Origin of the sequence: Mesorhizobium sp. J18, assembly GCF_007829525.1 — a bacterium.
Classification (GTDB): Bacteria; Pseudomonadota; Alphaproteobacteria; order Rhizobiales; family Rhizobiaceae; genus VLJP01.
The window spans coordinates 28,874-52,792 of sequence record NZ_VLJP01000011.1 but is presented as its reverse complement, the minus strand read 5'-3'; the positions used below and the strand labels follow the sequence as shown (position 1 = coordinate 52,792).

At 62.6% G+C, this 23,919-nt stretch carries 23 protein-coding genes; 14 read left to right on the top strand and 9 right to left on the bottom strand.

Annotated elements, in window-relative coordinates; all coding sequences use genetic code 11:
- Window positions 1-96: 96 nt before the first annotated feature.
- The 6 genes from L598_RS05855 to L598_RS05830 all read right to left on the bottom strand — a co-directional run bounded on the left by L598_RS05855 (window position 97) and on the right by L598_RS05830 (window position 6,416).
- Window positions 97-1,683 carry an indolepyruvate oxidoreductase subunit beta family protein gene (locus L598_RS05855; protein WP_144861030.1) on the bottom strand — a complete coding sequence of 529 codons (1,587 nt, stop codon included), beginning with the start codon at window positions 1,681-1,683 and terminating at the stop codon, window positions 97-99.
- 1 nt (window position 1,684) lies between these two features.
- The gene (locus L598_RS05850) at window positions 1,685-3,838 is read right to left on the bottom strand and encodes an indolepyruvate ferredoxin oxidoreductase subunit alpha (RefSeq protein ID WP_144861029.1); all 2,154 of its coding nucleotides are present in this window, start codon (window positions 3,836-3,838) and stop codon (window positions 1,685-1,687) included.
- Window positions 3,839-3,875: 37 nt separating this feature from the next.
- The gene (locus L598_RS05845; protein WP_246658644.1) at window positions 3,876-4,376 is read right to left on the bottom strand and encodes a MarR family transcriptional regulator; all 501 of its coding nucleotides are present in this window, start codon (window positions 4,374-4,376) and stop codon (window positions 3,876-3,878) included.
- Window positions 4,377-4,539: 163 nt separating this feature from the next.
- The gene (locus L598_RS05840) at window positions 4,540-5,235 is read right to left on the bottom strand and encodes a hypothetical protein (protein WP_144861027.1); all 696 of its coding nucleotides are present in this window, start codon (window positions 5,233-5,235) and stop codon (window positions 4,540-4,542) included.
- 16 nt (window positions 5,236-5,251) lie between these two features.
- Window positions 5,252-5,644, bottom strand: a complete 393-nt coding sequence (locus L598_RS05835; protein ID WP_246658647.1) for a RidA family protein — start codon at window positions 5,642-5,644, stop codon at window positions 5,252-5,254.
- Window positions 5,645-5,876: 232 nt separating this feature from the next.
- Window positions 5,877-6,416, bottom strand: coding sequence for a MarR family transcriptional regulator (locus L598_RS05830; RefSeq protein ID WP_144861025.1), 540 nt, complete (start codon window positions 6,414-6,416; stop codon window positions 5,877-5,879).
- Window positions 6,417-6,680: 264 nt separating this feature from the next.
- On the opposite strand from L598_RS05830, the gene L598_RS05825 reads away from it, so the two are divergent.
- From L598_RS05825 to L598_RS05760, 14 genes are read left to right on the top strand one after another with little or no spacing between them, the layout of a single operon-like run.
- Window positions 6,681-7,760 carry an NAD/NADP-dependent octopine/nopaline dehydrogenase family protein gene (locus L598_RS05825; RefSeq protein ID WP_144861024.1) on the top strand — a complete coding sequence of 360 codons (1,080 nt, stop codon included), beginning with the start codon at window positions 6,681-6,683 and terminating at the stop codon, window positions 7,758-7,760.
- Window positions 7,761-7,762: 2 nt separating this feature from the next.
- On the top strand, window positions 7,763-8,752 hold the full coding sequence (locus L598_RS05820) for a 3-hydroxybutyryl-CoA dehydrogenase (RefSeq protein WP_144861023.1): 990 nt from the start codon (window positions 7,763-7,765) through the stop codon (window positions 8,750-8,752).
- Window positions 8,753-8,810: 58 nt separating this feature from the next.
- The gene (gene dctP, locus L598_RS05815; protein ID WP_144861022.1) at window positions 8,811-9,824 is read left to right on the top strand and encodes a TRAP transporter substrate-binding protein DctP; all 1,014 of its coding nucleotides are present in this window, start codon (window positions 8,811-8,813) and stop codon (window positions 9,822-9,824) included.
- Between the two features lie 56 nt (window positions 9,825-9,880).
- Entirely contained in the window at window positions 9,881-10,375 is a 495-nt protein-coding gene (locus L598_RS05810; protein WP_144861021.1) for a TRAP transporter small permease, read from the top strand.
- Window positions 10,376-10,414: 39 nt separating this feature from the next.
- Window positions 10,415-11,731, top strand: a complete 1,317-nt coding sequence (locus L598_RS05805; RefSeq protein ID WP_144861056.1) for a TRAP transporter large permease — start codon at window positions 10,415-10,417, stop codon at window positions 11,729-11,731.
- A gap of 51 nt (window positions 11,732-11,782) precedes the next feature.
- A complete protein-coding gene (locus L598_RS05800) occupies window positions 11,783-12,739 on the top strand; it encodes a PDR/VanB family oxidoreductase (protein ID WP_246658643.1) in 957 nt (318 codons plus the stop codon).
- Between the two features lie 60 nt (window positions 12,740-12,799).
- The gene (locus L598_RS05795) at window positions 12,800-14,161 is read left to right on the top strand and encodes an aromatic ring-hydroxylating dioxygenase subunit alpha (RefSeq protein ID WP_144861020.1); all 1,362 of its coding nucleotides are present in this window, start codon (window positions 12,800-12,802) and stop codon (window positions 14,159-14,161) included.
- Window positions 14,158-14,640 (top strand): aromatic-ring-hydroxylating dioxygenase subunit beta, encoded by a 483-nt coding sequence (locus tag L598_RS05790; RefSeq protein ID WP_144861019.1) that lies wholly within the window; start codon window positions 14,158-14,160, stop codon window positions 14,638-14,640. Before L598_RS05795 ends, L598_RS05790 begins: the two co-directional genes overlap by 4 nt.
- Window positions 14,641-14,648: 8 nt before the next feature.
- The gene (locus L598_RS05785; protein WP_144861018.1) at window positions 14,649-16,289 is read left to right on the top strand and encodes an AMP-binding protein; all 1,641 of its coding nucleotides are present in this window, start codon (window positions 14,649-14,651) and stop codon (window positions 16,287-16,289) included.
- Complete coding sequence (locus L598_RS05780) at window positions 16,290-17,477, top strand: thiolase family protein (protein WP_144861017.1); 1,188 nt, start codon at window positions 16,290-16,292, stop codon at window positions 17,475-17,477.
- Window positions 17,474-18,715 carry an SDR family NAD(P)-dependent oxidoreductase gene (locus L598_RS05775; protein WP_144861016.1) on the top strand — a complete coding sequence of 414 codons (1,242 nt, stop codon included), beginning with the start codon at window positions 17,474-17,476 and terminating at the stop codon, window positions 18,713-18,715. Before L598_RS05780 ends, L598_RS05775 begins: the two co-directional genes overlap by 4 nt.
- A complete protein-coding gene (locus L598_RS05770) occupies window positions 18,712-19,536 on the top strand; it encodes a cyclase family protein (protein WP_144861015.1) in 825 nt (274 codons plus the stop codon). Before L598_RS05775 ends, L598_RS05770 begins: the two co-directional genes overlap by 4 nt.
- A gap of 1 nt (window position 19,537) precedes the next feature.
- Window positions 19,538-20,269: an SDR family oxidoreductase gene (locus L598_RS05765; protein WP_144861014.1), complete on the top strand. Its 732-nt coding sequence runs from the start codon at window positions 19,538-19,540 to the stop codon at window positions 20,267-20,269.
- Between the two features lie 15 nt (window positions 20,270-20,284).
- On the top strand, window positions 20,285-21,865 hold the full coding sequence (locus L598_RS05760) for an ATP-dependent acyl-CoA ligase (protein ID WP_246658642.1): 1,581 nt from the start codon (window positions 20,285-20,287) through the stop codon (window positions 21,863-21,865).
- An 87-nt stretch (window positions 21,866-21,952) separates the two neighbouring features.
- Here L598_RS05760 and L598_RS05755 read toward each other — a convergent pair whose 3' ends face one another.
- The 3 genes from L598_RS05755 to L598_RS05745 all read right to left on the bottom strand — a co-directional run.
- Window positions 21,953-22,378, bottom strand: coding sequence for an organic hydroperoxide resistance protein (locus L598_RS05755; RefSeq protein ID WP_144861013.1), 426 nt, complete (start codon window positions 22,376-22,378; stop codon window positions 21,953-21,955).
- A 28-nt stretch (window positions 22,379-22,406) separates the two neighbouring features.
- Window positions 22,407-23,192, bottom strand: a complete 786-nt coding sequence (locus tag L598_RS05750) for an aspartate/glutamate racemase family protein (RefSeq protein WP_144861012.1) — start codon at window positions 23,190-23,192, stop codon at window positions 22,407-22,409.
- Between the two features lie 5 nt (window positions 23,193-23,197).
- The coding region (locus L598_RS05745) for an SDR family oxidoreductase (RefSeq protein ID WP_144861053.1) at window positions 23,198-23,919 on the bottom strand (722 nt) is incomplete at its 5' end.

Here is a 23,919-nt window from a genome sequence, read left to right as displayed (position 1 = left end):
CAGCCGGAATGGAGGATTGGCACGAAGGGGCTGGTGGCGTCATGTTGCTGGTCGTGGCAGGAATCTGCCGGCGTCGAGCGGGTACGCGAGGCGCGTTTATGAGGCGGCCGGAGCGAAGGATGCGACGGTCTTCAGCGCGCCCTCGAGCATCTCTCCCTTTTCGTCCTTCAGCGCGGCTTCGCGCAACCGCCGCAGCCAGTCTGCTGCGTCCGCCCGCCCTTCGATCATCGGCAGTGCCGACAGCACACGATCATATTTCGACAAACCGCGCGCATGGGTGTCGCTATAGCCCTTGATCAGCCGCCGGCAATTGAGGATCTCGACCGCCAGACCATAGTCCGTGTCGAGGCGCGAAAGCGCCAGATCGAACCATTGTTCAAGATGCGCCGTCTCGACCCGATGGCGCAGCATGGAGCGGCGCCAGCGGCGAAGCCCGCCGATGAGCCAGAGCAGGGAAAAACCCAACGCGCTGTCGGTGCGGATACGCCGGCCCTTGTTGATGCGCCCGTCGAGCCAGCGTGCAAGGCCCGGCCGCGCCTCGATCCAGCGCCCCAGCCCTGCAGGCAGCGAGCCGCAGACTTCCTCGATGCGCGGATGGAAATATTCCGTCACCTGCAGCACGGCGTCGTCGGCCACGCCAACCTCGCGCCGCACGCGCGACGACCGCGCCGATCGTGTCTTGAGATCGGCGACGCGGATCACGTCATCGTAGCACATGGTATTGGCCAGATATTTTGCGGCCGCGACCGAGAAAGCGAAGCCTTTGCTTTCCCTGTCGCGGTTGACAGCCTGGGCAAGACGATCGAGATACTCGCCGCCATAAGCCACATCCTGAAAATCCACGACCTTGCGCAGGCCGAGCCGAGCCATTTCCCGCACCGGCTCCGGCAGGGCATCGACCCGGGCAACCAGGCGCTGCCATCCCGCCATGAGTTTCGGCGAACCGCTGATGCGAGAGGCGAAGGGCCTCAACGAGATGTCTTCGCTTTCCGGCTGGTGGCCAGACCCCAGGGGCACGTCGTCCGTTTGCGGTCCCGTCTGCGCGCGGTCGAACGCCTTTCCGAAAGCTCTAAGGCTCGCCTCGACCCCGCGGCCGGAGGCGCGGATCGTCTCTTCGAAACTTTCGCGCGGGAAGGGCAGGACGCCGGAGCCGGCCAGCGCTCCGAAGAGACTCGCCGAAATCACGCTGCCGGCCTCTACGGCGATGCGTTCCATGTCGAAGGAGATGAAGGCCTTGGCGGCCTTCAACGCGGCAGCGCGGACTTCCTGGGACGAGCCTCGTCCATCGCCAGGCGCGATCTTCTCCGAGACGGCGGCGATACGGTGTGAAGAGGCGATCAGCGTCGTGCGCTCCGGCGTGACGAAGCCCCGCATGATCGCCCGCCCGGCCTCCATCAGTTCGGCGGCGATCAGAATGTCCACGTCGCCCTGGGAGGGTGAGAGGGCAAATACCGGCTGCCGGCCCCGGTCGGGGCACATCTCGATATAGTAGATGGTCGCGCCGGTACGCTGCGCGACACCGGCGACCGACGTTGACTGGGCGCGGTAGCCATTGCGTTCGGCGACATCGGTGATCCAGTCGGTGAGCACTCCGCCGCCCTGTCCGCCGACGGCGAGCACTGCGATGCTGGTGACGCGCTCGGTCTGATCAATCTTCGGATGCGGGACAAGAGGAGCATTCATCTCAGGCCTCCGCGAAATTGAGACGCTGCCGCTCGCGACGGGCCTGCAGCCAGCCGATCAGCCGTCGCCGCAGCCGGTCCAAGAAACGCTCCAGGCCGGTCGGATTGTGGATCGTATCAGCTCGGTAGAAGGAAGGACAGAGCACCGCCGCCTCAGCGACCTCGCCGCAATTTCCGCAGCCGACGCAGGTGTGGTCGATATGGGCAACCGGATCGTCGCGCAGCGGATCGTCGAGCGACTTCACCGACAATGAGGGACAGCCGGAAAGCCGCATACAGGCGTGGTCGCCGGTGCATACGTCCTCGTCGACCCCGAAACGCGGCTTGACCACCCGCTCGCCGCTTTTGATCGCCTTCTGCATCAGCGGCCGTTCACGGCGCTGGCGGTTCAGCATGCATTCCGACGATGCCACGATGACCTTCGGCCCTTTCTCCAGCGTCGTCAGAGCTTCCTTCAGGGTGGCGCGCATCTTGCCGACGTCGTAGGTGCGGTCGATCTGCCGGACCCATTTGACGCCCATGCCCTTCACGGCCTCGGTGATCGGATGCTTGGTCGATTTCGATTTATTGTCGGCGCGCGACGACAGGATATCCTGTCCGCCGGTCGCCGCCGCATAGTAATTGTCGACGATGACGATCACGCCGTCATTCTGGTTGAAGACGGCGTTGCCGATCGAGGAAGTGAGGCCATTGTGCCAGAAGCCGCCATCGCCGACGAAAGAAATCGAACGGCGCTTGGCGTCTGGTGCATTGAAGGCGGAAGCCGATGCCGGCCCGAGGCCGTATCCCATGGTCGTGGCGCCCAGTTCGAAAGGCGGCATGATCGAGAAGAGATGACAACCAATGTCGGAAGCGATGTGATGCGGCCCGAGTTCCTGTTCAACGAGCTTGGTCGCCGCGAAGATCGGCCGTTCGGGACAGCCGGTGCAGAAACCGGGCGGGCGGCCGGGTACGGTTTGCGCCAGTTCGGGAGCGGCGACGGGTTCCGCATTCTGGTTCGGGGCCCGGTGCCGGTCGGAAAGGATGTCCGGTGCGAAGTCGCGGACGAAGGCACCGATGCCGTCGAGCATGACCTGGCCGGTATATTCGCCCGCCATGGGCAGATAGTCCTTGCCGGCAAGCCGGGCCGTCGCTCCCGCTTTGTAGAGCATCGAGCCGAAGGCCTGCTCGATATAATTCGGCTGGCCTTCCTCCACGACGAGCACGGCATCCTTGTCGCTGCAGAAGTCGAGGAATTCATCGTCAATGAGCGGATAGACGGCGTTGAGCACATAGATGGGCACCTGCGTCTCGCCATAGATGTCGGACAGGCCGAGGCGCTGCAGGGCGCGCACCACGCCGTTATACATGCCCCCCTGGCAGACGATTCCGATCTTGCCTCGCTCCGGTCCGAAGAACTCGTTGATCTTGCGCGAGCGGATGAAATCCACAGCGGCCGGCCATCGGCGTTCGATCTTCTCCTTCTCGTGCAGGAAAGAGGCCGGCGGCAGCACGATGCGCTGCGTGTCGCGGCGCGGGTTCTCCAGCGCATCCGCGACGGTCATCGGCGGGCGCTGGTTGTCCCTAGCGATGAAGCTGCCATGGACATGGCAGCAGCGGATGCGCACCTCCATCATCACCGGCGTGTTGGAGGCTTCCGACAGCTCGAAGCCTTCGCGCACAGCCTTCACGATGGAAGGCAGGTTCGGCCGCGGGTCGAGCAGCCAGACCTGGCTCTTCATGGCGAAGGCGTGGCTGCGCTCCTGCATGATCGAGGAGCCTTCGCCATAGTCCTCGCCAACGATGATCAGCGCCCCGCCGGTGACGCCCCCGGATGCCAGGTTGGCCAGCGCATCCGAGGCTACATTGGTGCCGACGGTGGATTTGAACGTCACCGCCCCGCGGATCGGATAGTGGACGGAAGCCGCCAGCATCGCCGTCGCCGTCGCTTCGGATGCGCTGGCCTCGAAATGCACGCCCAGCTCCTCGAGGATGTCCTGCGCGTCTGAAAGCACATCCATCAGATGGCTGATCGGCGCGCCCTGGTAGCCGCCGACATAGCCGACCCCGCATTCCAGCAGCGCCTTGGTGATGGCAAGGATGCCCTCGCCACGGAATTCTTCCCCCTCGCCGAGACGCAGTTTTTCGACTTCCTTGGCGAAAGACCGCTCAGCCATGAAGTATCTCCTTTCCCATGGCGCTCGTCCCTACGGATCAGATCTCGTGTTGCCTGACATTGCGCAGCATCTTGTGCAGGACTGAAAGAAACGTCTCGTATTCGGCGTCACTCACGCCCCGGAACATGGTGCTGAAGGCGTTCCATATGGTCGGCCACATCTCGTCGAATTGCGCCCGGCCGGCTTCGGTCAGATAGATCTGGCGGACACGGTTGTCCGTCTGATGAGATTCGCGTCTGACCAGACCTTGAGCCTCCATGGCGTCAAGCGTCCGGCTCATGGTGGACTGCTCCGTGACCGTATAGACGGCAAGCTCGTTGATCGTCAGGCCGTCTGCGACCGCGAGCACGGCCAGCGCGCGCATCTGCGGCGTTGTCAAGTTGCGGGCCTTCAGATCGTCCCGGATCGTGGCGTTGTAGCGCCCGATGATCCGGTTCATCAGATAGGGCGCAAATTGCTGCAACCCGATCTCGCCGAGCGAATGCAGACGCCCGTCCGTCAGCGCCCGACCGACGGCCGTCGGTGGATGATCCTTCACCAGGGTGCCGATTCCGGCCGACTGCTCGCCCCTTTGCATCTCCATCCAGCCAGATTAGCGGATAAATATGCATTTGCAAGCATCTTTGCTGGCCACACCCTATTCCAATAGATGATCTGCATGCAAATGGATATGTTTGTCGAATAACGGTCCCAGTCCGCGGTCATTGCCGTGGCAGCACGCGCTCCGTCAGCATGGGATGGTGGAAATTGCCGCCTTCAAAGGCAGGAAACTGCGCGAAATCCGCCCGCATCTCGTGGCGCACGGGCGAATGCAGCGCGGCCGTGAGTGCTTCGTCACTGTCGAACATGACGCGGTTGCGCTGCATGGAATGGACCCGGCGCCATGGCATGGAGTCGATCCAGTCGATGCGGGACAGGATCTCGATCTCGCGGATGCCGGGAAAGCGCGCCATGATCGCCGGATGGTGCTCGAGATAATAGGCGAGCCATTCGCTCAGATCCTGTGCCGGTCCCGGATAGTGCACCAGATAGCTGCAGGCCTCGGGCGGAAACGGCTTTTCCTCCGGCACCGGAAACTGCCGGTTGAGCATCGCCTGCTGGCTTGCAAGCGTCTGCCCAAGGCTCGGCAGGCTGTCGGCCAGCCCCTTCAGTACGCCCCGCGAACCGACCGACGTCTCCAGATCCTCGATCCTGTCGAAATAGAGCTGGAAGCCAAAAACAGGCCCGGTGCCGTCATCCGTGTAAAGGTCCGATGCCTCGGCGGGTTGGTAGATATGGGCCTTGGACATGCCTGGGAGGCTGCCAAGGGTCTCCCGAGTCCTCTCCAGATCGTCTTCCGATATACGCAGGCTGGGGTCGTGGGGAGCCTCGAAGAAAGCGAAATAACAGAAGCGCATGGATGCGATCCGGCGATCAGTCGGGGAGGATCGCTGTTGCCTCGATTTCGACCAGCGCCTCCGGCTCGACCAGGTTCGTGACCTCCAACAGCGCCATTGCGGGATAATGCGTCCCGATGACGGTGCGATAGACGGGGGCAAGTTCCTTGAGCGAGTTGCGATATGTCTCGATGCTGCGCACATACCAGGTCAGCCGTGCGATATGTCTGCTCTCTGCGCCGGCCTCTGCCAGAACCGCCACGATATTGCGCAATGTCTGCTCGACCTGCGGCACGAATCCTTTGGCGAAGCGCTGGTCGGCATCCCAGCCGACAAGGCCGCCGGTAAGCACGATGGTGCCCCGCCCCATCACGCCGTTGGCATAGCCCTTGGGTTTCTTCCAACCGCTTGGTTGCAGGATGCGCAACACGTCCGCCTCTTCCTGTGCTTTCGTTTCAGCCTGTCGGTTTTCCGCGGTTCGGAATGCACTCACTGGATCGTCTCCTGTCCTGCTGCTCCAGCGCGGTCTCTATGTTGCGGCTGCGGTTCCGAGCGCCGGTCAAGGTGTCACGCTCGAAACCGAGGCAGCTTGCGAGCTGTCGCCCGTCCTCGGTTTTCAGATGGAAATTGCGATTATGACGCCGCGTGCGGCGTGTGTCTTGTCACTGCTTCTTCCTCCTCTCGGGCACGGTACCCTTGGCGTTGCGGACGGACAGCTTGAGATGGCCAAGCTGCTCCCAAAGCTGTTCCTGCTCGCTCTCCCCGACCCCGCCGAGCAATTCCGCGATCCATTCCCCATGCGCCTCCGCCATCTTGGAAAAGACGGCGCGGCCGCGGTGCGTCATTCGCACTCTGGCGGCCCGGCGGTCGTTTTCAGTCACCTGCCGCTCGATCAGTCCTTCCTGTACGAGGCGTTCCACGAGCCCTGTCACATTGCCGTTCGACACCATCATCCGCTGGGACAGCTCGCCCAAAAGGATGCCTTCCTCTGTCCGGTACAATTGCGCCATCAGGTCGAAACGCGGCAGCGTCGTATCGAATTGCTCACGCAAGCGTTTGCGGATTTCCGCCTCGATGAGATTGGCGCAGGTCAGAAGGCGGAGCCACAGGCGCAGTTCGCTGCGATGGTCATGCGGGTTCTCGCGCAGCGCATATTCGGCATCGATATGATCGCGGACATCCGCAATTTCTTTATCGTTCATACCTCTCCTCCGGCGGCCGCGACGGCCCGTCCGGTGATAGCCGAGGCACCGGCGCCAGCCAATATGGGATCGCCGTCAGTCCGGGTCTCTAAGCTCTATTTGTTTTAGGCTTAAACAATTTTGCGCCGGCATTCAATACGGAACATGGCGGAACGCGCGAGCTGCTGAATCGGAATTCGGCTCCCTTTCGGGAGGCGCATCGAAGGGGGTTGAAAAGTTTAAGGTTAAAGCATTTACTGGAGCAGGAGCAAACGAGGAAGAAGCATGCGGATAGCGGTTCTTGGCGGCGGACATGGGTGCTATGCGGCGGCGGCAGATTTTTCCGAGGCCGGCCACGAGGTTCGAATGTGGCGGCGCAACGCCGAGGCCCTGCGCGAACTCAGCGAGACAAGAACCATCTGCCTGCGCGATTTCAAGGGCAGCCGCCCGGTCAAGATCGCTGTTGCGACTGCCGATATAGGCGAGGCCGTAGCTGGCGTCGACCTGATCGTTGCGCCAACGCCCGCCTTCGCCCAGCCGGACATCGCCAGGAAGCTTGCGCCGCATCTGACGGACGGACAGGTGATCTTTCTGCCGCCCGGTACATTCGGTTCCTATCTCATGATGAAGGTGCTGCGCGACAATGGCTGCACGGCCGAGATCATGATCGCCGAAACGGGCACGCTTCCCTGGCTGACGCGCAAGCGGGGCTCAGGCGAGATCGCCATCACGACCCGCGCCACGCGCCTGCCGACAGGCGTCTTTCCTGCCCGTCTGACCGACAAGGCGATCGCCGTCATTTCTAAAGCTTTTCCGGATGCTATCGAACCGATCGAGGATGCATTGTCGGGCGCGCTCATGAATGCTGGCCCGATCATCCACCCGCCGCTTATCGTCATGAATGCCGGTCCGATCGAGCATTTCGAGCGGTGGGACATCCACAAGGAGGGAACGCAGCCGACGATCCGCCGCGTGCATGACGCGCTCGATGCCGAACGCATCGCCATCCGCGAGACGCTGGGTTATGGCGCGCCGCATTTCCCACTATCCGACCACTACAACACATCAAATTGGATGTATGGCAATCTCGCCCACGACAAGCTCGTCGATTCAGGCGACTGGCACGAGCATCTCGACCTGAACACGCATCGTTACATGCTCGAGGATGTGGGCCTTGGACTCGCCTTCCTTGTTTCGGTCGGCGAGTGGTCCGGGGTTCCCTGTCCGGTCGCCGCCGGCCTGCTTGCTGTCTCCGGGGCTGCTACGGGCAATGATTTCCGCCGCGACGGGCGCACACTTGCCAATCTCGGTCTTGCCGGGCGGAGCAGGGCAGAAATTCAGACCATGCTGCGCGAGGGGATCTGACCATGGCGAACGGCGCGGTCCCGATTGTTGCTTGCGTGGGCGCCGGACGCATGGGGCGTGGCATTGCTCATTGTTTCGCCTATGCCGGCTTCGAGGTGCGTCTGGTCGATGCCAAGCAGCGGAGCAAAGCGGCGCAGGCCGCATTCTTTGAGCAGACGTACGAAGAGATCCGCAGTTCGCTGGCGACGGTCGCCGATCTGGGCGGTTTCGACCGCAAGCTGGTGGAGAGAATAGCCGGTCGGGTAGCCGTCTTTCCCCGCGAGGACGCCTCGGCGGCTCTCGAAGGCGCGCGCTTCGTCTTCGAGGCGGTGCCGGAGACGGATGAGGCAAAGCGGGAGGCCCTTGCCCTGATCGACGAGGCGGCTGATGCCGATGCGATTGTGGCCTCAACCACTTCGACCTACCTGTCGACCCAGCTTTCCGCCTGGAGCGGCCGGCCGCGCCATTTTCTCAACGCACACTGGCTCAACCCTGCCTTCATCGTGCCGTTGGTCGAGCTCAGCCCGACGGACGAGACCGATCCGGACGTGGTGGCGGAGACGAAGGCGCTGCTGGAAGGCATCGGCAAGGTGCCGGTCGTCTGCAAGGCTTCGCCCGGCTATATCGTGCCGCGTATCCAGGCGCTCGCCATGAACGAGGCCGCCCGCCTCGTGGAAGAAGGCGTTGCCTCGGCCGAGGATATCGACAAGGCCGTCAAATACGGCTTCGGCTTTCGTTTCGCGGTGCTCGGCCTGCTCGAATTCATCGACTGGGGCGGCGGCGACATCCTCTATCACGCCAGCCGCTATCTGTCCGATGCGATGAATGATCCGCGCTTTGCCACGCCTGAAATCGTCCGATCCAACATGGCCGAAAAGCGCAACGGCCTGCGCGACGGCAAGGGTTTTTACGACTACGCCGACATTCGTGTTGACGATTATCGGCGGGCGAAAATGACAGCTTTCATGAAATCCCTGGAGAATGCCGGACTGACGCGTGAACCGGTGCCTTGAGGAGAGCCGTAATCGAAACCGGCGGAACAAGCCGGAATCCAACCCCAGAGAGGACATCATGTCTATTGGATCAACCTTGCACCTCGCTAGAACTCTGAGGCTCGGTCTGCTGACCGCGGCGCTTTCTTGTTTCAGCCTTGCCGGAATAGCCAATGCCCAGGAGACGATCAGGGCGATTTCGGCCTTTCCCAAGTCTCTCGCCTTCTCGGAAAGCTTCCAGGGCTTTGTCGATCTCGTGAACGAGAAAGGCAAAGGTGTGGTCCAGATCAGTTATGCCGGCGGCCCGGAAATGTTCCCGCCGAACCAGCAAGTCGATGCCGTGCGCCGCGGCGTAATCGACATGCAATACGGTCCGGCCACTTATTATCTCGGCACAATGCCTGAAGCCGATGCCTGGGTGGGCTCGACCGTGACCGCTGCCGAAGGGCGCGAGAAAGGCGGCTTCGAGATCATGCAACAGGCCTTCGCGGAGAAGCTTGGGGTAAAGCTTCTCGCACATCTCGATAGCGGCGTGCAATTTTACATCTACACGATCAAGGAGCCGAAACGGACGGAGGACGGCGGCGTCGATCTCGACGGCATGCGCATCCGTTCGCAGCCGATCTACAATTCTTTCTTCGAGGCACTGGGGGCCATTCCGGTCTCGGTTCCGGTTCCGGACGTCTATACCGGCCTTGAACGCAGCACCTTCGACGGCGCCGGATGGCCTATCATCGGCATCAGGGACCTCTCCTGGGACAAGTTCCTGCGTTACCGGATCGATCCGGGCTTCTTCCAGGCCGACCTTGCCGTGGTCATCAATCCGGCCAAGTGGGAATCGCTGAGCGAAGAGGCGAAAGCCGTCATAAGCGAGGCGGCAGTCGAATATGAAAAGATCTCCTATGACAATTTCCAGAGGATGGCCGAGGAGATCACCAAGCAGGTGCAGGAAGACGGCATGGAGATCATCCAGATCGAGGGCGAGGCAGCCGAAAAGTACCTCGACCTCGCTTATGACAGCGCCTGGGACAGGCTCAAGCAATCCGGCAGCAAATATTACGATGCCCTACGCAAGGCCTATTACACGCGTTGAATCCTTCACAAGGCATTCGGATGAGCGAATGCCTTGTGTCATCCGATGGGGGTCATATGCTTTTTGCGCGCCTTTATGACCGTCTGATCTTCACGCTGGCCGTGCTGGGCGCAGCAAGTCTGGCCTTCATGGCGCTTGCCATCGCGCTGGACGTGGTCCTGCGAAACACGGGTTTTCGACCCTTCCAGGCGACCAGTGCGATCGTCGAATACCTGCTGCTGTTTGCCACAATGGCCGGCAGCCCCTGGCTTGTGCGCATAGGCGGTCACATCGCGATTGTCTCTTTCGTCGAGCGTCTGCCCGGCGGGCTTCGGCGCCTGATCGGACAGTTGGTCGTTGTCTTGTCGATCGTCGCTCTTGGCCTGCTGGCCTGGCGTGCCGGAGCCGTGGGCTGGCAGACAATCGGTACCACGGACATGCGCTCCATCAATATTCCGGGGTGGGTGCTCTATTCGATGTTGTCGGTCGGTTTCGGCCTGATGACGACCGAATTCTTGCGGCTTCTGCTGCGCGGGGAAATTTACGACGTCGGCGACGAGGCAGGGCACTGACATGATTCCTGATCAAGGCGGGAAAGGGATAAGATGATCATGCCCTGGTATGGAGCAGCGGCGCTGATGGTCGGCGGACTCCTCGCCCTGATGGTGATGGGCATGCCCGTCGCGATCGCTTTCCTCGCCATCAATATCGTGGGTGTCTACATCTTCATGGGAGGGATGGTTGGCATCGATCAACTGATCGCCAACGCCACGACCTCCATCACCAGTTTCGCGCTGGTGCCGGTGCCGCTTTTTCTCATCATGGGCGAATTGCTGTTTCACACCGGCTTGGCGCTGCGTGTGTTCAATGCGCTCGATAAATGCCTGGGCGGTATTCGCGGGCGGCTCTCCTATCTCACCGTCGCCGGCGGCACGATCTTCGCGACCTTGTCGGGCTCGTCCATGGCCAATACGGCCCTGCTTGGCACCACGATGATGCCCGACATGATCAAGCGCGGCTACAAGCCATATATGATCATGGGCCCGATCCTTGCGACTGGCGGTCTGGCGATGATCATCCCGCCGTCGTCGCTGGCAGTGCTGCTGGGCTCGCTTGCGCGTATCGATGTTGGCGGCTTGCTGATTGCCGGGCTCGTTCCCGGCCTGATTCTTGCCGTCATGTTCATCGGCCTTATTCGGCTGCAGATCGCACTCGATCCTGACTCGGCGCCTGGTTACGCCGCCGAGCGCGCGCCGGCAGCAGAGATTGCACGGGCGCTTCTGGTCGATGTGGCCCCGATGGGCATTGTCGTCTTTGCGGTGGTTGGCCTCATCCTGCTTGGCTGGGCGACGCCGACTGAATCCGCTGCATTCGGCGCGCTCGCGGTCATTTTCCTCGCAGCCATATATGGCGAGCTCACATGGGAAGCGATCTACAAGTCGCTGCGCGGGACACTCGTGGTCACGGCAATGATGCTAGTGATCATCGTGGGATCGACGACCTTTTCGCAGATACTCGCTTTCTCCGGTGCATCGCAGGGTCTGATCGCTTTCGCGACCGATTTCCAATTGTCGCCGATGATGATGCTGGCGATGATGTTCCTCATCATCATGCTGCTAGGAATGTTCATGGATCAGCTTTCGATCATGATGCTGACCCTGCCGATCTTCATGCCGCTGGTCGGACTCTACGGCTTCGACCCGATCTGGTTCGGAGTCATCATGCTGCTCGGCCTGGAACTCAGCCTCGCAACGCCGCCTTTCGGGCTGCTGCTGTTCGTGATGGTGGGCGTCGCACCGGCGGGAACGACCATCGGGCAGGTGGCATGGGCTGCGCTGCCCTACATATGCTGTACGCTGTTGCTCGTGCTTCTACTGGCTGTCTACCCACAGATCGCTTTGTGGCTGCCCGGCCTCATACGGAGTTGAAATCCATGAAGCTTCGACACGGTGCCACATGAAGTCATCCTGGAGAGTGTGTTGAAGGATCTTAGTTTCAAAGTCTGCGAGATCGTAGAAGAGACGCCGCGCATACGTCGCGTTGTCCTTGAAGGTGCCGGCGACATGCCTCTGCCGAAATGGACGCCGGGCTCGCATATCCGCGTCAAGCTGCCGGCGGGCGGCGATCGCCCTTATTCGCTGGTCGACCTGCCGCAATGGCGCACAGGACAGCATTATGTGCTGGGCGTGCTTCTGGAGGAAAACAGCGCCGGCGGCTCGCAATATATCCATGGCCTGAAGGTCGGCGACCAGGTCACTGCCTCACAGCCGATCAATCAGTTCGAGTTGGCGGAGGACGAAGGCGAGGTGCTTCTGCTTGCGGGCGGCGTCGGGATCACCCCGATCTTTTCCATGGCTGCGGAACTTGCAAAGGCGGGTCGTGACTTCAGTTTCCATTATCTTGGCCGCGCCCAAGGCGAGCTCGCCTTTACGGGGCCGTTGAAGGAGATCTGCAGCGGCTGCCTGCATCTGCATTATGACGACACGCCGCCCGGCCGTCCTGATTTTGGCGAACTGATCGCTCCGCTCGCCGGTGATGGCCATGTCTATGTCTGCGGCCCTGCCGGCATGATCGAAGCGGTGAAGACGGCCTGGGCCCTTGCCGGTCGGCCGGCCGAGCGGCTTCATTTCGAGCTTTTCACGGCGACGCCGGCACCCGCAGGCGGAGACGTGCCTTTCGATGTGGAGGTGAAATCGACCGGTCAGGTGGTGACAGTCGCACCAGGCCAGTCGATTATCGACGCATTGGAAGAAGCAGGCCTCGACGTGGTCTATGACTGCCGGCGCGGCGATTGCGGAATCTGCCAGACCGAAGTCCTGGACGGCATTCCAGAGCATCGCGACGTGGTGCTGACGGATGAGGAAAAAGCTTCGAACAAGGTGATGCAGATCTGCGTGTCGAGGGCGAAGTCGCCCCGGCTCGTACTCGATCTTTAGGCGGAGAAGATTGCCTGTGTGAAGCACAGAGGCAATTCAGGATGAAGGAGGTTCATTGCGATGCCCCGATACGCCAATAATATAGCGGCACTCAAGGCGCTCATTCAGCCGGAGCGCGTCCATCGTGACGTCTACACGGATCCCGAGATCTTCCGGTTGGAGATGCGCCATCTCTTTGCCAATACCTGGGTCTATGTCGGCCATGCCAGTCAGATCCCGAATCCCGGCGACTACCTGACGACGGATATTGGCGACCAGCCGGTGATGGCCTCGCGCCATACGGACGGCTCGATCCATGTTTTCTACAACCGCTGCCCTCACAAGGGCGTCAAGATCGCCTCGGAGACTTGCGGCAACACCGGCAAATTCTTTCGCTGCCCCTATCACGCATGGTCGTTCAAGACCAATGGATCGCTGCTCGCGATCCCGCTCAAGAAGGGCTATGATGGCACGGGACTGGAGGAGACGGAAGCCGTCAGGGGCCTTTCCCCGGTCGGCGCCACCCATATCTATCGCGACTTCATCTTCGCGCGCTTGGCAAAGACAGGCGTCGATTTCGAGACCTTTTTCGGCGAGAGCCTGTCGTCGATCGACAACATGATCGATCGCTCTCCGGAAGGAAAGCTGGTGCTGGAAGGTGCGCCGCTGCGCTACATGCATCCCTGCAACTGGAAGATGCTGGTGGAGAACCAGACCGACACCTGCCATCCGATGGTCGCCCATGAATCCTCCGCCGGCACCGCAATCTCGGTCTGGGAGCGGGAGCAGGCTAAGGGCGGCCCGAAGCCGATGGCGGTCGAGGTCTACGCGCCTTTCATGGCTCCTTATGATTTCTTCGACAAGATGGGCCTGCGCGTCTGGCCGAATGGCCATGGCCACACGGGCGTGACCACTTCGATCCATGCGGATTACTCCGCCGTGCCCGGCTATTTCGAGAAGATGGTCGAAGCCTATGGCGAGGAGCGGGCCAGGGAGATTCTCGGCGAGAACCGCCACAACACGATCTACTTCCCGAATATCATGGTGAAGGGACCCATCCAGACGCTGCGTGTCTTCAAGCCGATCGCCGCCGACAAGACGCTTGTGGAGAGCTACACTTTCAGGCTGGTCGGCGCGCCGGACCTGCTTTTCGAGCGCACGCTGATGTACAATCGGCTGATCAACGCCCCGACATCCATCGTCGGCCACGACGACCTTGAAATGTATGAGCGGGCCCAGATCGGCCTGCATGCCAACGGATATGAATGGGTGAATGTCCAGCGGCTTTACGAGCCCGGGGAGCCCGAGGACGTGACGGCGATCGCCGGCGGCACCAGCGAGCGGCAGATGCGCAACCAGTTCTCTGCCTGGATCAAATACATGCTGATGTCGATGCCCGAAGGCAATGCCGACGACAGCAAATTCCATGAGGCCGCCGAATGACCGAGATCACCGAGAGGGACCTTATCGATTTCGTCTACCGCGAAGCACGGCTTCTGGACGAGTTGCGTTACGAGGAGTGGCTCGCCCTCTATGCCGAGGACGCCCATTACTGGATGCCTGCCGAATGGCAGCAGACAGACCCCAGGCTGCAGGCTTCGCTGATGTATGAGGACATGCTGCTCCTGCGCATCCGTGTCGAGCGGCTGGGGGGAGCACGCACCTTCAGCCAGAAGCCGAAAAGCCGGTCCCATCACGTTCTCCAGCTGCCGCAGGTGGACGAAATCAATCCGGCCGAGAACCGCTACCGGACCTGGACTGCGTTCAACTATTCCGAAACGCGAGGTGACGAGTTCAACATCTATTCTGGCTGGGCGCGGCACGAATTGCGGGTCGAGGACGGGGCGCTCAAGATCGTCCTGAAGCGCGTCGATCTGGTCAATTTCGATGCGCCCTTCGGTAATATCCAACTGTTCATGTGAGCGCTGACATGCAGCTTCTGGAAGGGGTGCTGGAGGATCGCACCGTATATGAACGTTTCGAGCGGAGCGCGGAGCGCTTTCCCGAGCGTCCATTCATGGCCGTTTTGCCGGAGACTGCGGATGTTTACGGCATCGAGGCTGGCGAGATCATGTATGGAGACGCTCTCGGTCGCATCCGCAACCTGACCGGACGTTATATGGCGGCGGGCTATGGACCAGGGCACCGCGTCGGCCTTCTGCTCCAGAACCGGCCGGATTTCCTGTTCCACTGGTTCGCTCTCAATGCCCTTGGCGCTTCGGTCGTCCCGATCAATCCCGATCTTCGCGCCGCCGAGCTCGAATATCTGATCGGCCATTCGGAGATGGTGCTGGCGGTGGCAATCCCCTCGCGCGCCGGTGACCTGAAGCAGGCGGCCAAAGCGATCGGCTCGTCGCTCGAAGTGGTCACGCCCGGACAGGAGCCGCCTGACGTCTCCCGGCCCGCGAACGCCCCTGCATCCCTTTCGCGCGGCAGCGAGTGTGCGCTTCTCTACACTTCCGGCACGACGGGCAAGCCGAAAGGTTGCGTGCTCGACAATGCCTATTTCCTGCTCGCCGGCGAGTGGTACGCGACCATCGGCGGCCTGTGCGCGATCAATGTCGATCCGCCCGAGCGGATGCTGACACCGTTGCCGCTCTTCCACATGAATGCCATGGCCTATTCGGTCATCGCCACCGTCACCGTAGCCGGCTGCATTGCGGTGCTTGACCGCTTCCATCCGCGAAGCTGGTGGGAGAGCGTGCGCAATTTCCGCGCCACGATCATCCACTATCTGGGTGTCATGCCGGCCATGCTGATGTCGGCTCCGCCGAGCGCTGCCGACCGCGACCACAATGTCCGCTTTGGCTTCGGCGCAGGCGTCGACCGCGGGCTTCACGAACCCTTCGAGAAGCGCTTCGGCTTTCCGCTTCTGGAAGCTTGGGCGATGACCGAGACGGGCGCTGGCGCAGTCGTCATCGCAAATCAGGAGCCGCGCAAGATCGGCACGAACTGCTTCGGCTGCCCGGAACGGCAAGTGGAGGTTTCGATCCGCCGCGACGACGGAGCCGAGGCGGCGGTGGATGAACCGGGCGAGCTGCTCGTGCGGCAAGCGGGTGACGATCCGCGCCGTGGGTTCTTCCGTGAATATCTGAAGGACCCTGAGGCGACTGCGACGGCCTGGGAGGGAGGCTGGTTCCACACGGGCGACGTGGTGAGCCGTGACAGCGACGGACAGCTCCATTTCGTGGACCGCAAGAAGAATGTCATCCGCCGCTCCGGCGAAAACATCTCGGCGGTCGAGGTGGAAAATACCCTTGCCCGTCACCCGTCGGTCAGGCAGGTGGCTGTGGCGCCGGTCGCCGATCCCGTGCGCGGTGAGGAAGTCGTCGCCTTGATCGTTCCCGCAGAGAAACCGTCGGACGAGCGGGTGCTTGCCGAGGATATCGTGCGCTATTGCCTGACGCGGCTTGCCTATTACAAGGCACCGGGCTTCGTCGCCTTTGTCGATGCGATCCCGCTTACCGCCACGGAGAAGATACAGCGCGGAGCGCTGCGCGCCGCGGTCGATGCGGCGATCGCCGAAGGCCGTGCGATTGATACTTGCAGCCTCAAGAAACGGACGGCTTGAATGGCGCCCCGGCCAGGAAATCCACACCGTGGCTATCGCGATGTCGCCGTCGCCGTTCCGGTGAGTGTGCCTTATGTGCGCTACTCCATCGAAAGCGCCCATTGGTGGATCGCCCGCGCTCTCTCGGAACTGACGCAAAGGGCGGGAATCCAGCCGGCCGACCTCGATGGATTATCGGTATCGAGCTTCACGCTTGTTCCGGATACCGCCGTCGGCCTGACCCAGCATCTGGGACTCACGCCGCGCTGGCTCGACAATATCCCGATGGGCGGGGCGAGCGCCGTTGTTGCCCTGCGTCGGGCGGCGCGCGCCGTGGAAGCGGGGGATGCCTCCATCGTCGCCTGCGTCGGGGGCGATGCGAACCAGGTGGATTCCTTCCGTAAGCTGCTCTCGTCCTTCTCCCGCTTCGCCCAGGATGCGAGCTATCCCTATGGCTATGGCGGCCCCAACGGGTCCTTCGCGCTGCTGACGGACCACTATATGCGCACCTATGGTGCCACGCGGGAGGATTTCGGCAAGATCTGTGTCGCCCAGCGCAAGAACGCGCTGACCTATCCCCATGCCATCATGAAGAAGCCGCTGACGCTGGAGGACTATCTGAACGCGCGGCCGATCGCCGATCCGATCCATCTTTTCGACTGTGTCATGCCTTGTGCGGGGGCGGAGGCCTTCCTGGTCACGACGGTTGATATCGCACAGGACCTGGGACTCCCCTATGCCAATCTCCTGTCAGCCATCGAACGTCATAATGCTTTCCCGGACGACCCGATCCAGTATCGCGGCGGCTGGGCGATGGATGTCGATGAACTCTACGCGATCGCAGGCGTCTCGCCGGACGATATCGACGTCGTGGCGACCTATGACGACTATCCGGTCATCGTGATGATGCAGTTCGAGGATCTCGGCTTCTGCAAGAAGGGCGAGGGGCCGGATTTCGTCCGCTCGCATGACTTCACCGCCTATGGCAGTTTCCCGCAAAACACGTCCGGCGGCCAGCTATCCGCCGGCCAGGCAGGGGCAGCCGGGGGTTATCTCGGCCTGGTCGAGGTGCTGCGGCAGGTGACACGGCAATCACTTTCGGCCCAGGTGGCAGGCGCGCGGACGGCGCTGGCCTCCGGCTTCGGTATGATCAACTATGATCGCGGGCTGTGCTCGGGCGCGGCTATTCTCCAGGGGGTGCAGGCATGACCACTCCCATCGCGCCGCCGCCCAGGAAGGACCCGCAGAAGGTTACCCGGCCGCCCGAATTGCCGCCGATCCAGCGCAGCCGTGCCTCGCTCGAACTGTCGGCCATGGCCGCGCGCGGCGTCTTTGCGCTCCAGCATTGTGAGTTATGCGGAACGATCGCCTATCCGCCGCGCGATGCCTGTCCGAAATGCCTGTCAATCAATTTGCGCTTCCGGCCGGTCGATGACGGCGGCGAAGTGATCGCAGAGACCAGGGTGCATACGACCCCGGACCTCTATTTCCGCCAGCGCATGCCCTGGCGCGTCGGCACCGTGCGGCTCGACTGCGGCCCGTCCGTGGTGGCGCATCTGCATGGCGACGTGGAGGTGCTGTCGCGCGTGCGCATGACGGCGAAGCTCGACAAGAGCGGCAATGCGGTGATGATGGCGCTGCCTGCACAGGAGACCGAGAATATGGCGGACGATGTGCAATATCGCGAACTGACGGCAAGCCCGAAGCATCGGCGGGCACTGGTGACGGACGGCAGAAGCGCGGTCGGTCAGGCCGTTGCGGCGGCCCTTTCCAAGGCCGGCGCCTCGATCATCTTTGTAGGTATTGCCGAGCCCTGGAAGCCGTTCCCGGGCGAGAAGGAGCTGGCCGCGATCCCGAAGGTCGAGATCATGCCGCTCGACATCACGGACACCACCTCCGTTACCGAGCTTTGCGGCGAGATCGGCGGCAAGACCGACATTCTGGTCAACACGGCAGACTATGTGCGCCCCGGCGGTCTGCTGGCGCCCGGCAGCGTGGTGACGGCCCGCGACGCGTTCGATGTCAATGTTTTCGGCCTGCAGCGACTGGCGCAGGCCTTCGGCCCCGGCATGCGCGCCCGTGGTGCCGACGGGACGAATTCGGCTGCCGCATTGGTCGATATCCTTCCCGTCTATGCGCTCGCCAACATACCGTCCTTCGGCTTCTATTCGGCAAGTGCCGCCGCGCGCCATTCGCTGCTGCAATGTCTGCGAGCGGAACTGAGGCCGGGTGGCGTGCGTGTCCTGAGCGTCTTTACGGGACCGCTGGAGGACGACTGGCGTCAGCATGTTCCGCCGCCGAAGGTCCAGCCTTCGCAGATCGCCCGCGCGGTCGTCACCGCGCTTGAGGAAGGCATTGAGGAGACTTTCGTGGGCGATGTCGCCAAGGATGTGGCCGAACGCTTCCTCGACGATCCCAAAGTGCTGGAAAGGGAGCTTGGCCTATGACGGATGCGGCAATCGCCAAAGGTGCCGACCTGCTCGGCGCGCTGGTCGCCGGCATGCGGGACGGCGGCGTAGAGGTCGTTGACCTGACGCACACTCTGTCGCCGGATTTCCCGGTCATGGTCCTGCCGCCGGAATTTGGGCAATGCCAGCCTTTCCGGATCGAGGAGGTGTCGCGCTACGACAGCCGTGGACCGGGCTGGTACTGGAACAACATCTCCATGAGCGAGCATGCCGGGACCCATTTCGATGCCCCGGCGCATTGGATTTCCGGCCGCAACCTCACCGACGGAACGGTGGATTCGATCCCGCCGGAGAAACTGATCGGCCCGGCGGTGGTGCTCGATTTCTCGAAGGAAAGTGCGGCCGACGAGGATTTCCTGCTGACGCGCGCCCATATCGAGGAATGGGAGGCCAGGCACGGGCGGATCGAAGCCGGGACCTGGGTACTCTTTCGCACCGACTGGTCGAAGCATCTCGGCACGGCGAAATACCTCAACTTGCGCGAGGATGGCGCCCATTCGCCTGGCCCGGACAGCGACGCCATGGAATTCCTGGTGAAGGAGCGCGGCATCATCGGTTTCGGCACGGAGACGGTCGGCACCGACAGCGGGCAGGGCAGCCATCTGAGCCCGCCCTATCCGGCCCACTACATCCTGCATGGCAACGGGCGCTACGGACTGCAATGCTTGGCCAGCCTTGACCGCCTGCCGCCGCGCGGCGCCGTGATCTTTGCCGCACCACTCAAAATACGGCACGGCTCGGGCAGCCCGCTGCGTGTTCTGGCGCTGGTGCCGGCAGACGGCAAGGCACGGAAGAGCTGACATGAGCGACAGGGATTTCACCGCCGTTGTCACGGGAACGAGTTCCGGGATCGGGCTCGACCTTGCTCGCCGCATGCTCGATCGCGGCTGGCATGTCATCGGCCTTTCCCGCCGCGCGCCGGACTTCACCCATGAGCGTTTCGAGACGGTCCCGGTCGATCTTCTTGACGAGGCCGAAACCGCGGCTGTGGCGAAGGATATCGCCGGACGCCGCAAGGTCACCCATATCATCCACAATGCCGGGCTGGTCTGGCCGAACCTTCTCGAGGATGTGAAGCCGGAAGAGATCGACGGGCTTACCCGCCTGCATGTCACCTCGCCGATGATCCTGACGCAGGCGCTTGTTCCGGGCATGCGGGAGCGGGGCTTCGGCCGCGTCGTCTTCGTCACTTCGCGGGCCTCCATGGGCGTACCGACGCGTACGGCCTATTCTGCAACCAAGGCGGCCGTGCACGGCATGGCACGTACCTGGGCGCTGGAGCTCGGTCCGGACGGCATCACGGTCAATGTCGTGGCACCGGGACCGATCCTGACGGACAATTTCTGGGGCATCGTGCCCAAGGGCTCCGAGCGGGAACAGAAGATTGCCGACCAGTTGCCGGTGCGCCGGCTAGGTACGGTCGAGGACGTGTCGCGGGCGGTGCTGTTCTTCGCCGAGCCCGAAGCCGGCTTCGTGACGGGGCAGGTGCTTTTCGTCTGCGGCGGCGGCAGTCTTGGCGGCCTGTCGTTGTGAAGGGCGGAGGCGGATTTGACCCAGACTGAACCGAACCGCTGGGCCGATATGCCGCGCGCCCTGCCGGCATTGCTGGTCGGACAGGCCGAGCGGTTCGGCAATCGCACGCTTGTCACCTTCGACGAGGGTTCCTGGACCTATGCCGAGGCCGTCACGGTCGCTGCGCGACGGGCACATGCGCTGAAAGTGGCGGGCGTCGAAACCGGGGATCGCGTTGCCCTGATGGTCTCCAACCGCTTGGAATTTCTGGAGGTGTTCTTAGGCTGCGCCTGGCTCGGTGCGGTCGCCGTGCCGATCAACATATCCTCGCGCGGCATGCAACTCCAGCACATCCTTTCCAATTGCGGTGCGCGCCTTCTCGTCATCGAGGACGCGCTTTGCCCGGCACTCGACACGCTGGATTTCAGCGCCCTCGCGGTCGAGAGGATCTGGCTGATCGGGGAGACAGTGCCGGCTCCGCCCATGGCCGTGCCGATGCCTGTTGCAGAGGGAAGGATCGACGCGGCGGCCCTGCGCCCAGGCGATCTGATTGCCATCATCTACACTTCCGGCACGACGGGACCGTCCAAAGGCGTCTGTTGTCCCCATGCCCAGCTTTTCTGGTGGGGGGCGAACACCGCCGACATCCTCGGCCTTGGCCAGGCGGAGCGGCTTTATACGACCTTGCCGCTTTTCCACGTTAATGCGCTCAATACGGTCTATCAGGCGCTGCTTACTGGCTCGACGGTGATCATAGGCAAGCGCTTCTCCGCTTCGGGTCTGTGGCCGGCGGTGGCCGAAAACAAGGCCACGGCGACCTATCTGCTCGGCGCCATGGTGCCGATCCTGCTGTCGCGTCCCGAAACGCCGCTCGACCGGGCGCATTCAGTGCGGATCGCGCTTGGCCCAGGCGTGCCGGCAGAGTTCCACGCGCCCTTCCGCGAGCGCTTCGGCTTCGATCTCGTGGAGGGCTACGGCTCGACGGAAACCAATTTTGTCGTCGCCCGGGGCACGGAAGGCAAGCCCGGAACCATGGGACGCGTGCGGCAGGGTTTCCATGCCCGTGTGGTCGATGAGGATGACAACGAGCTGCCGCACGGAGAGGCTGGCGAACTCGTGCTGCGCGCCGATGAGCCCTTCGCCTTTGCGAGCGGCTATTTCGGCATGCCGGAAAAGACGGTCGAGGCCTGGCGGAACCTCTGGTTCCATACCGGCGACCGCGTCGTGCAGGACGTGGATGGCGATTTCCGCTTCATCGATCGCCTGAAGGACGCGATCCGGCGCCGCGGAGAGAACATATCGTCCTTCGAGGTCGAGCAGGTGCTGCTTGCCCATCCGGCGGTCGCCGCCGCGGCCGTCTTTCCCGTACGGTCCGAACTGGGCGAGGACGAGGTGATGGCAGCTCTTGTCGCCGCCCCCGGAGCCGTGATCGACGAGGCCGAGCTCATCGCCTTTTGCCGGCCGAAGCTCTCCTATTTCGCCATTCCGCGTTATCTGGAGGTGATGGAAAGCCTGCCGACGACCGAAAACGGCAAGCTGCAGAAATTCGTCCTGCGCGAGCGTGGCGTCACGGCGGCAACCTGGGACAGGGAAGCACACGGCATCCCGGTGCGATGACCAGAATGGAGCGTACTCACCGGTACGCTCCTGCACAAAGCCTTGTTTTCCAAGGATTCAGACCGTACCTGCCGGTACGCCTGCTGTTCAGGCGAGCGTCAGCTTCACATCGACATTGCCGCGCGTGGCATTGGAATAAGGGCAGCGCTCATGCGCGCCGGCGAGGATTTCTTCCCCGACGGTCCGGTCCACGCCCGGCAGGGAAAGCGTGAGTTCGACGGCGAGCGCATAACCGACCGCGACTGGCCCGATGCCGACCTTCGCCGTCACCGATGTCTCATCGGGAACCGGGATCTTGCGGTTGCGCGCCACCAGCTTGACCGCACCGAGGAAACAGGCCGCATAGCCCGCGGCGAAAAGCTGCTCTGGATTGGTTCCTTCGCCGCCGGGGCCGCCGAGCCCTTTCGGGACCGAAAGATTGACCGAGAATGTTCCGTCAGTGCTTTCCGCCTTCCCGTCGCGCCCGCCGGTTGCTTTCACTTCGGCTTCGTAGAGAATCTTTTCCGGTGTCATGTGCCCTGCCTTTTCAGTGTAATGCGGCTCAGCCGTCCCGTCCTTTGCGGACCAGCCGTTTGAAATCTTCCCGAGCACGCTCGGGAGCCAGCGCAAAGCTCTGACCACGGCTGGGCTCCAGCCCGTTGAGCTGGCGAAGCTGACCCCACATTTCGGCACTTTTCAGCCCGACGGCGGCGCAATTGATGACCGGCGCGTGCTCGATCCTGAAGGCATGTTCGGAGCAAAGCAGAAGCCCGGGCAGCACGCCCGCGGGTACGATGACGTCTGCGCCGTCGCGCACCAGGGGAGCCGCGCAGGCGGCGAAATCGGAAAGCATGCGTTGGCGTGCTTCCTCGTCGCCGGCAAATGCGGCGCTGAAATCTTCCGGCTTGCAGGCCATACCGGTAACGTGAGTCACCCTGCCGCCGATGCCGTAGCGGTCTGCCTGCTCGCGATGCCAGTTCTCGAAGACCGGGTCGAGCGTCACCAGTCCGAGACGCCGGCCAAGCTGCGAGGCGGCAAGCAGCGTAGCCTCCCCGACGCCGATAACGGGAATGCGGACGGCGGAGCGCAGTTCATAGAGGCCCGGATCCTGAAAATGGCCCATGACATAGGCGTCATAGCCCTTCTCCTCGGCTGCGATGCCGTTGTCGACGGCCATGATCGCGCAACGGAATTCGCTGAGGCGGCCGAAATCTCGATCGGGCGGCGAGATGCCGAAGACATCGACCGTGGTGCCAGGAGCGGCGATCGAATTGAGATAGGCCTGGAGGCGTTCCATGTAGGGACGACTCGCCGTCTCATCGATGAAGCTCTGCCAGAATATCCTCATGACCCTTATTTTGCTCCCGAACCGGCACGTTTCGACCAGTGAACGGGGCCGCGTCCCTGGTCCGGACCGATGGCAGAATAGCCGCCATCCACTGCAAGATCGCAGCCATTGACCCAGGAAGCCTCGTCCGAGCAGGCGAAGGCGACGACATTCGCGATTTCCTCCATCCGCCCGATGCGGCCCAGCGGCGTGACCTCCGCGCAGGCACGGTCGGCACGATCCTGGTCGCCATCCGTGATCGTTTCGAATGCGGGCGTCCAGGTCCATCCCGGCGACACGGTGACGGCGCGGATTCCCATGGGGCCGAGCGCCGCCGCGGCCGTACGGGTGAACTGCATGAGAGCAGCCTTGCCGGCAGCATAGGCACCGCGTGCCTGGCTGCCATATTTGCCGCCGATGCTGCCGATATTGACGATCACGCCGCCCGGCTTCGTCAGATGGGGCAAAGCCTTCTGCGTGAGAATCGCCGGGCCGACGATGTTGACGTCGAGCGAGGCCAGCCAGTCCTCACGCGAAGTCTCAAGCCCGGCATCGAGATAGGAGCAGGCGCAGTTCACGATGATGTCGAGCCGACCGAAACGGGCCACGCATTGTGAAAGCGCCGCCTCGATCCCGGCATCATCGCGCAGGTCAAGACGGGCATAGGCAACATTTTCGCCGAGACGGTCCGCCAGTGCCCGGCCTCGCTCATCCTCCAGCCCGGTCGCCATGATTGAGGCACCGGCGG

Excerpts from the sequence above, each read along its gene's own strand:
- L598_RS05780 (WP_144861017.1), top strand. The coding sequence starts at position 16,290 with ATGGCGCCCCGGCCAGGAAATCCACACCGTGGCTATCGCGATGTCGCC.
- dctP (WP_144861022.1), top strand. The coding sequence starts at position 8,811 with ATGTCTATTGGATCAACCTTGCACCTCGCTAGAACTCTGAGGCTCGGT.
- L598_RS05850 (WP_144861029.1), bottom strand. The coding sequence starts at position 3,838 with ATGGCTGAGCGGTCTTTCGCCAAGGAAGTCGAAAAACTGCGTCTCGGC.
- L598_RS05830 (WP_144861025.1), bottom strand. The coding sequence starts at position 6,416 with ATGAACGATAAAGAAATTGCGGATGTCCGCGATCATATCGATGCCGAA.
- L598_RS05785 (WP_144861018.1), top strand. The coding sequence starts at position 14,649 with ATGCAGCTTCTGGAAGGGGTGCTGGAGGATCGCACCGTATATGAACGT.
- L598_RS05795 (WP_144861020.1), top strand. The coding sequence starts at position 12,800 with ATGCCCCGATACGCCAATAATATAGCGGCACTCAAGGCGCTCATTCAG.
- L598_RS05790 (WP_144861019.1), top strand. The coding sequence starts at position 14,158 with ATGACCGAGATCACCGAGAGGGACCTTATCGATTTCGTCTACCGCGAA.
- L598_RS05840 (WP_144861027.1), bottom strand. The coding sequence starts at position 5,235 with ATGCGCTTCTGTTATTTCGCTTTCTTCGAGGCTCCCCACGACCCCAGC.
- L598_RS05855 (WP_144861030.1), bottom strand. The coding sequence starts at position 1,683 with ATGAATGCTCCTCTTGTCCCGCATCCGAAGATTGATCAGACCGAGCGC.
- L598_RS05820 (WP_144861023.1), top strand. The coding sequence starts at position 7,763 with ATGGCGAACGGCGCGGTCCCGATTGTTGCTTGCGTGGGCGCCGGACGC.
- L598_RS05770 (WP_144861015.1), top strand. The coding sequence starts at position 18,712 with ATGACGGATGCGGCAATCGCCAAAGGTGCCGACCTGCTCGGCGCGCTG.
- L598_RS05765 (WP_144861014.1), top strand. The coding sequence starts at position 19,538 with ATGAGCGACAGGGATTTCACCGCCGTTGTCACGGGAACGAGTTCCGGG.
- L598_RS05805 (WP_144861056.1), top strand. The coding sequence starts at position 10,415 with ATGCCCTGGTATGGAGCAGCGGCGCTGATGGTCGGCGGACTCCTCGCC.
- L598_RS05775 (WP_144861016.1), top strand. The coding sequence starts at position 17,474 with ATGACCACTCCCATCGCGCCGCCGCCCAGGAAGGACCCGCAGAAGGTT.
- L598_RS05750 (WP_144861012.1), bottom strand. The coding sequence starts at position 23,192 with ATGAGGATATTCTGGCAGAGCTTCATCGATGAGACGGCGAGTCGTCCC.
- L598_RS05825 (WP_144861024.1), top strand. The coding sequence starts at position 6,681 with ATGCGGATAGCGGTTCTTGGCGGCGGACATGGGTGCTATGCGGCGGCG.
- L598_RS05755 (WP_144861013.1), bottom strand. The coding sequence starts at position 22,378 with ATGACACCGGAAAAGATTCTCTACGAAGCCGAAGTGAAAGCAACCGGC.
- L598_RS05810 (WP_144861021.1), top strand. The coding sequence starts at position 9,881 with ATGCTTTTTGCGCGCCTTTATGACCGTCTGATCTTCACGCTGGCCGTG.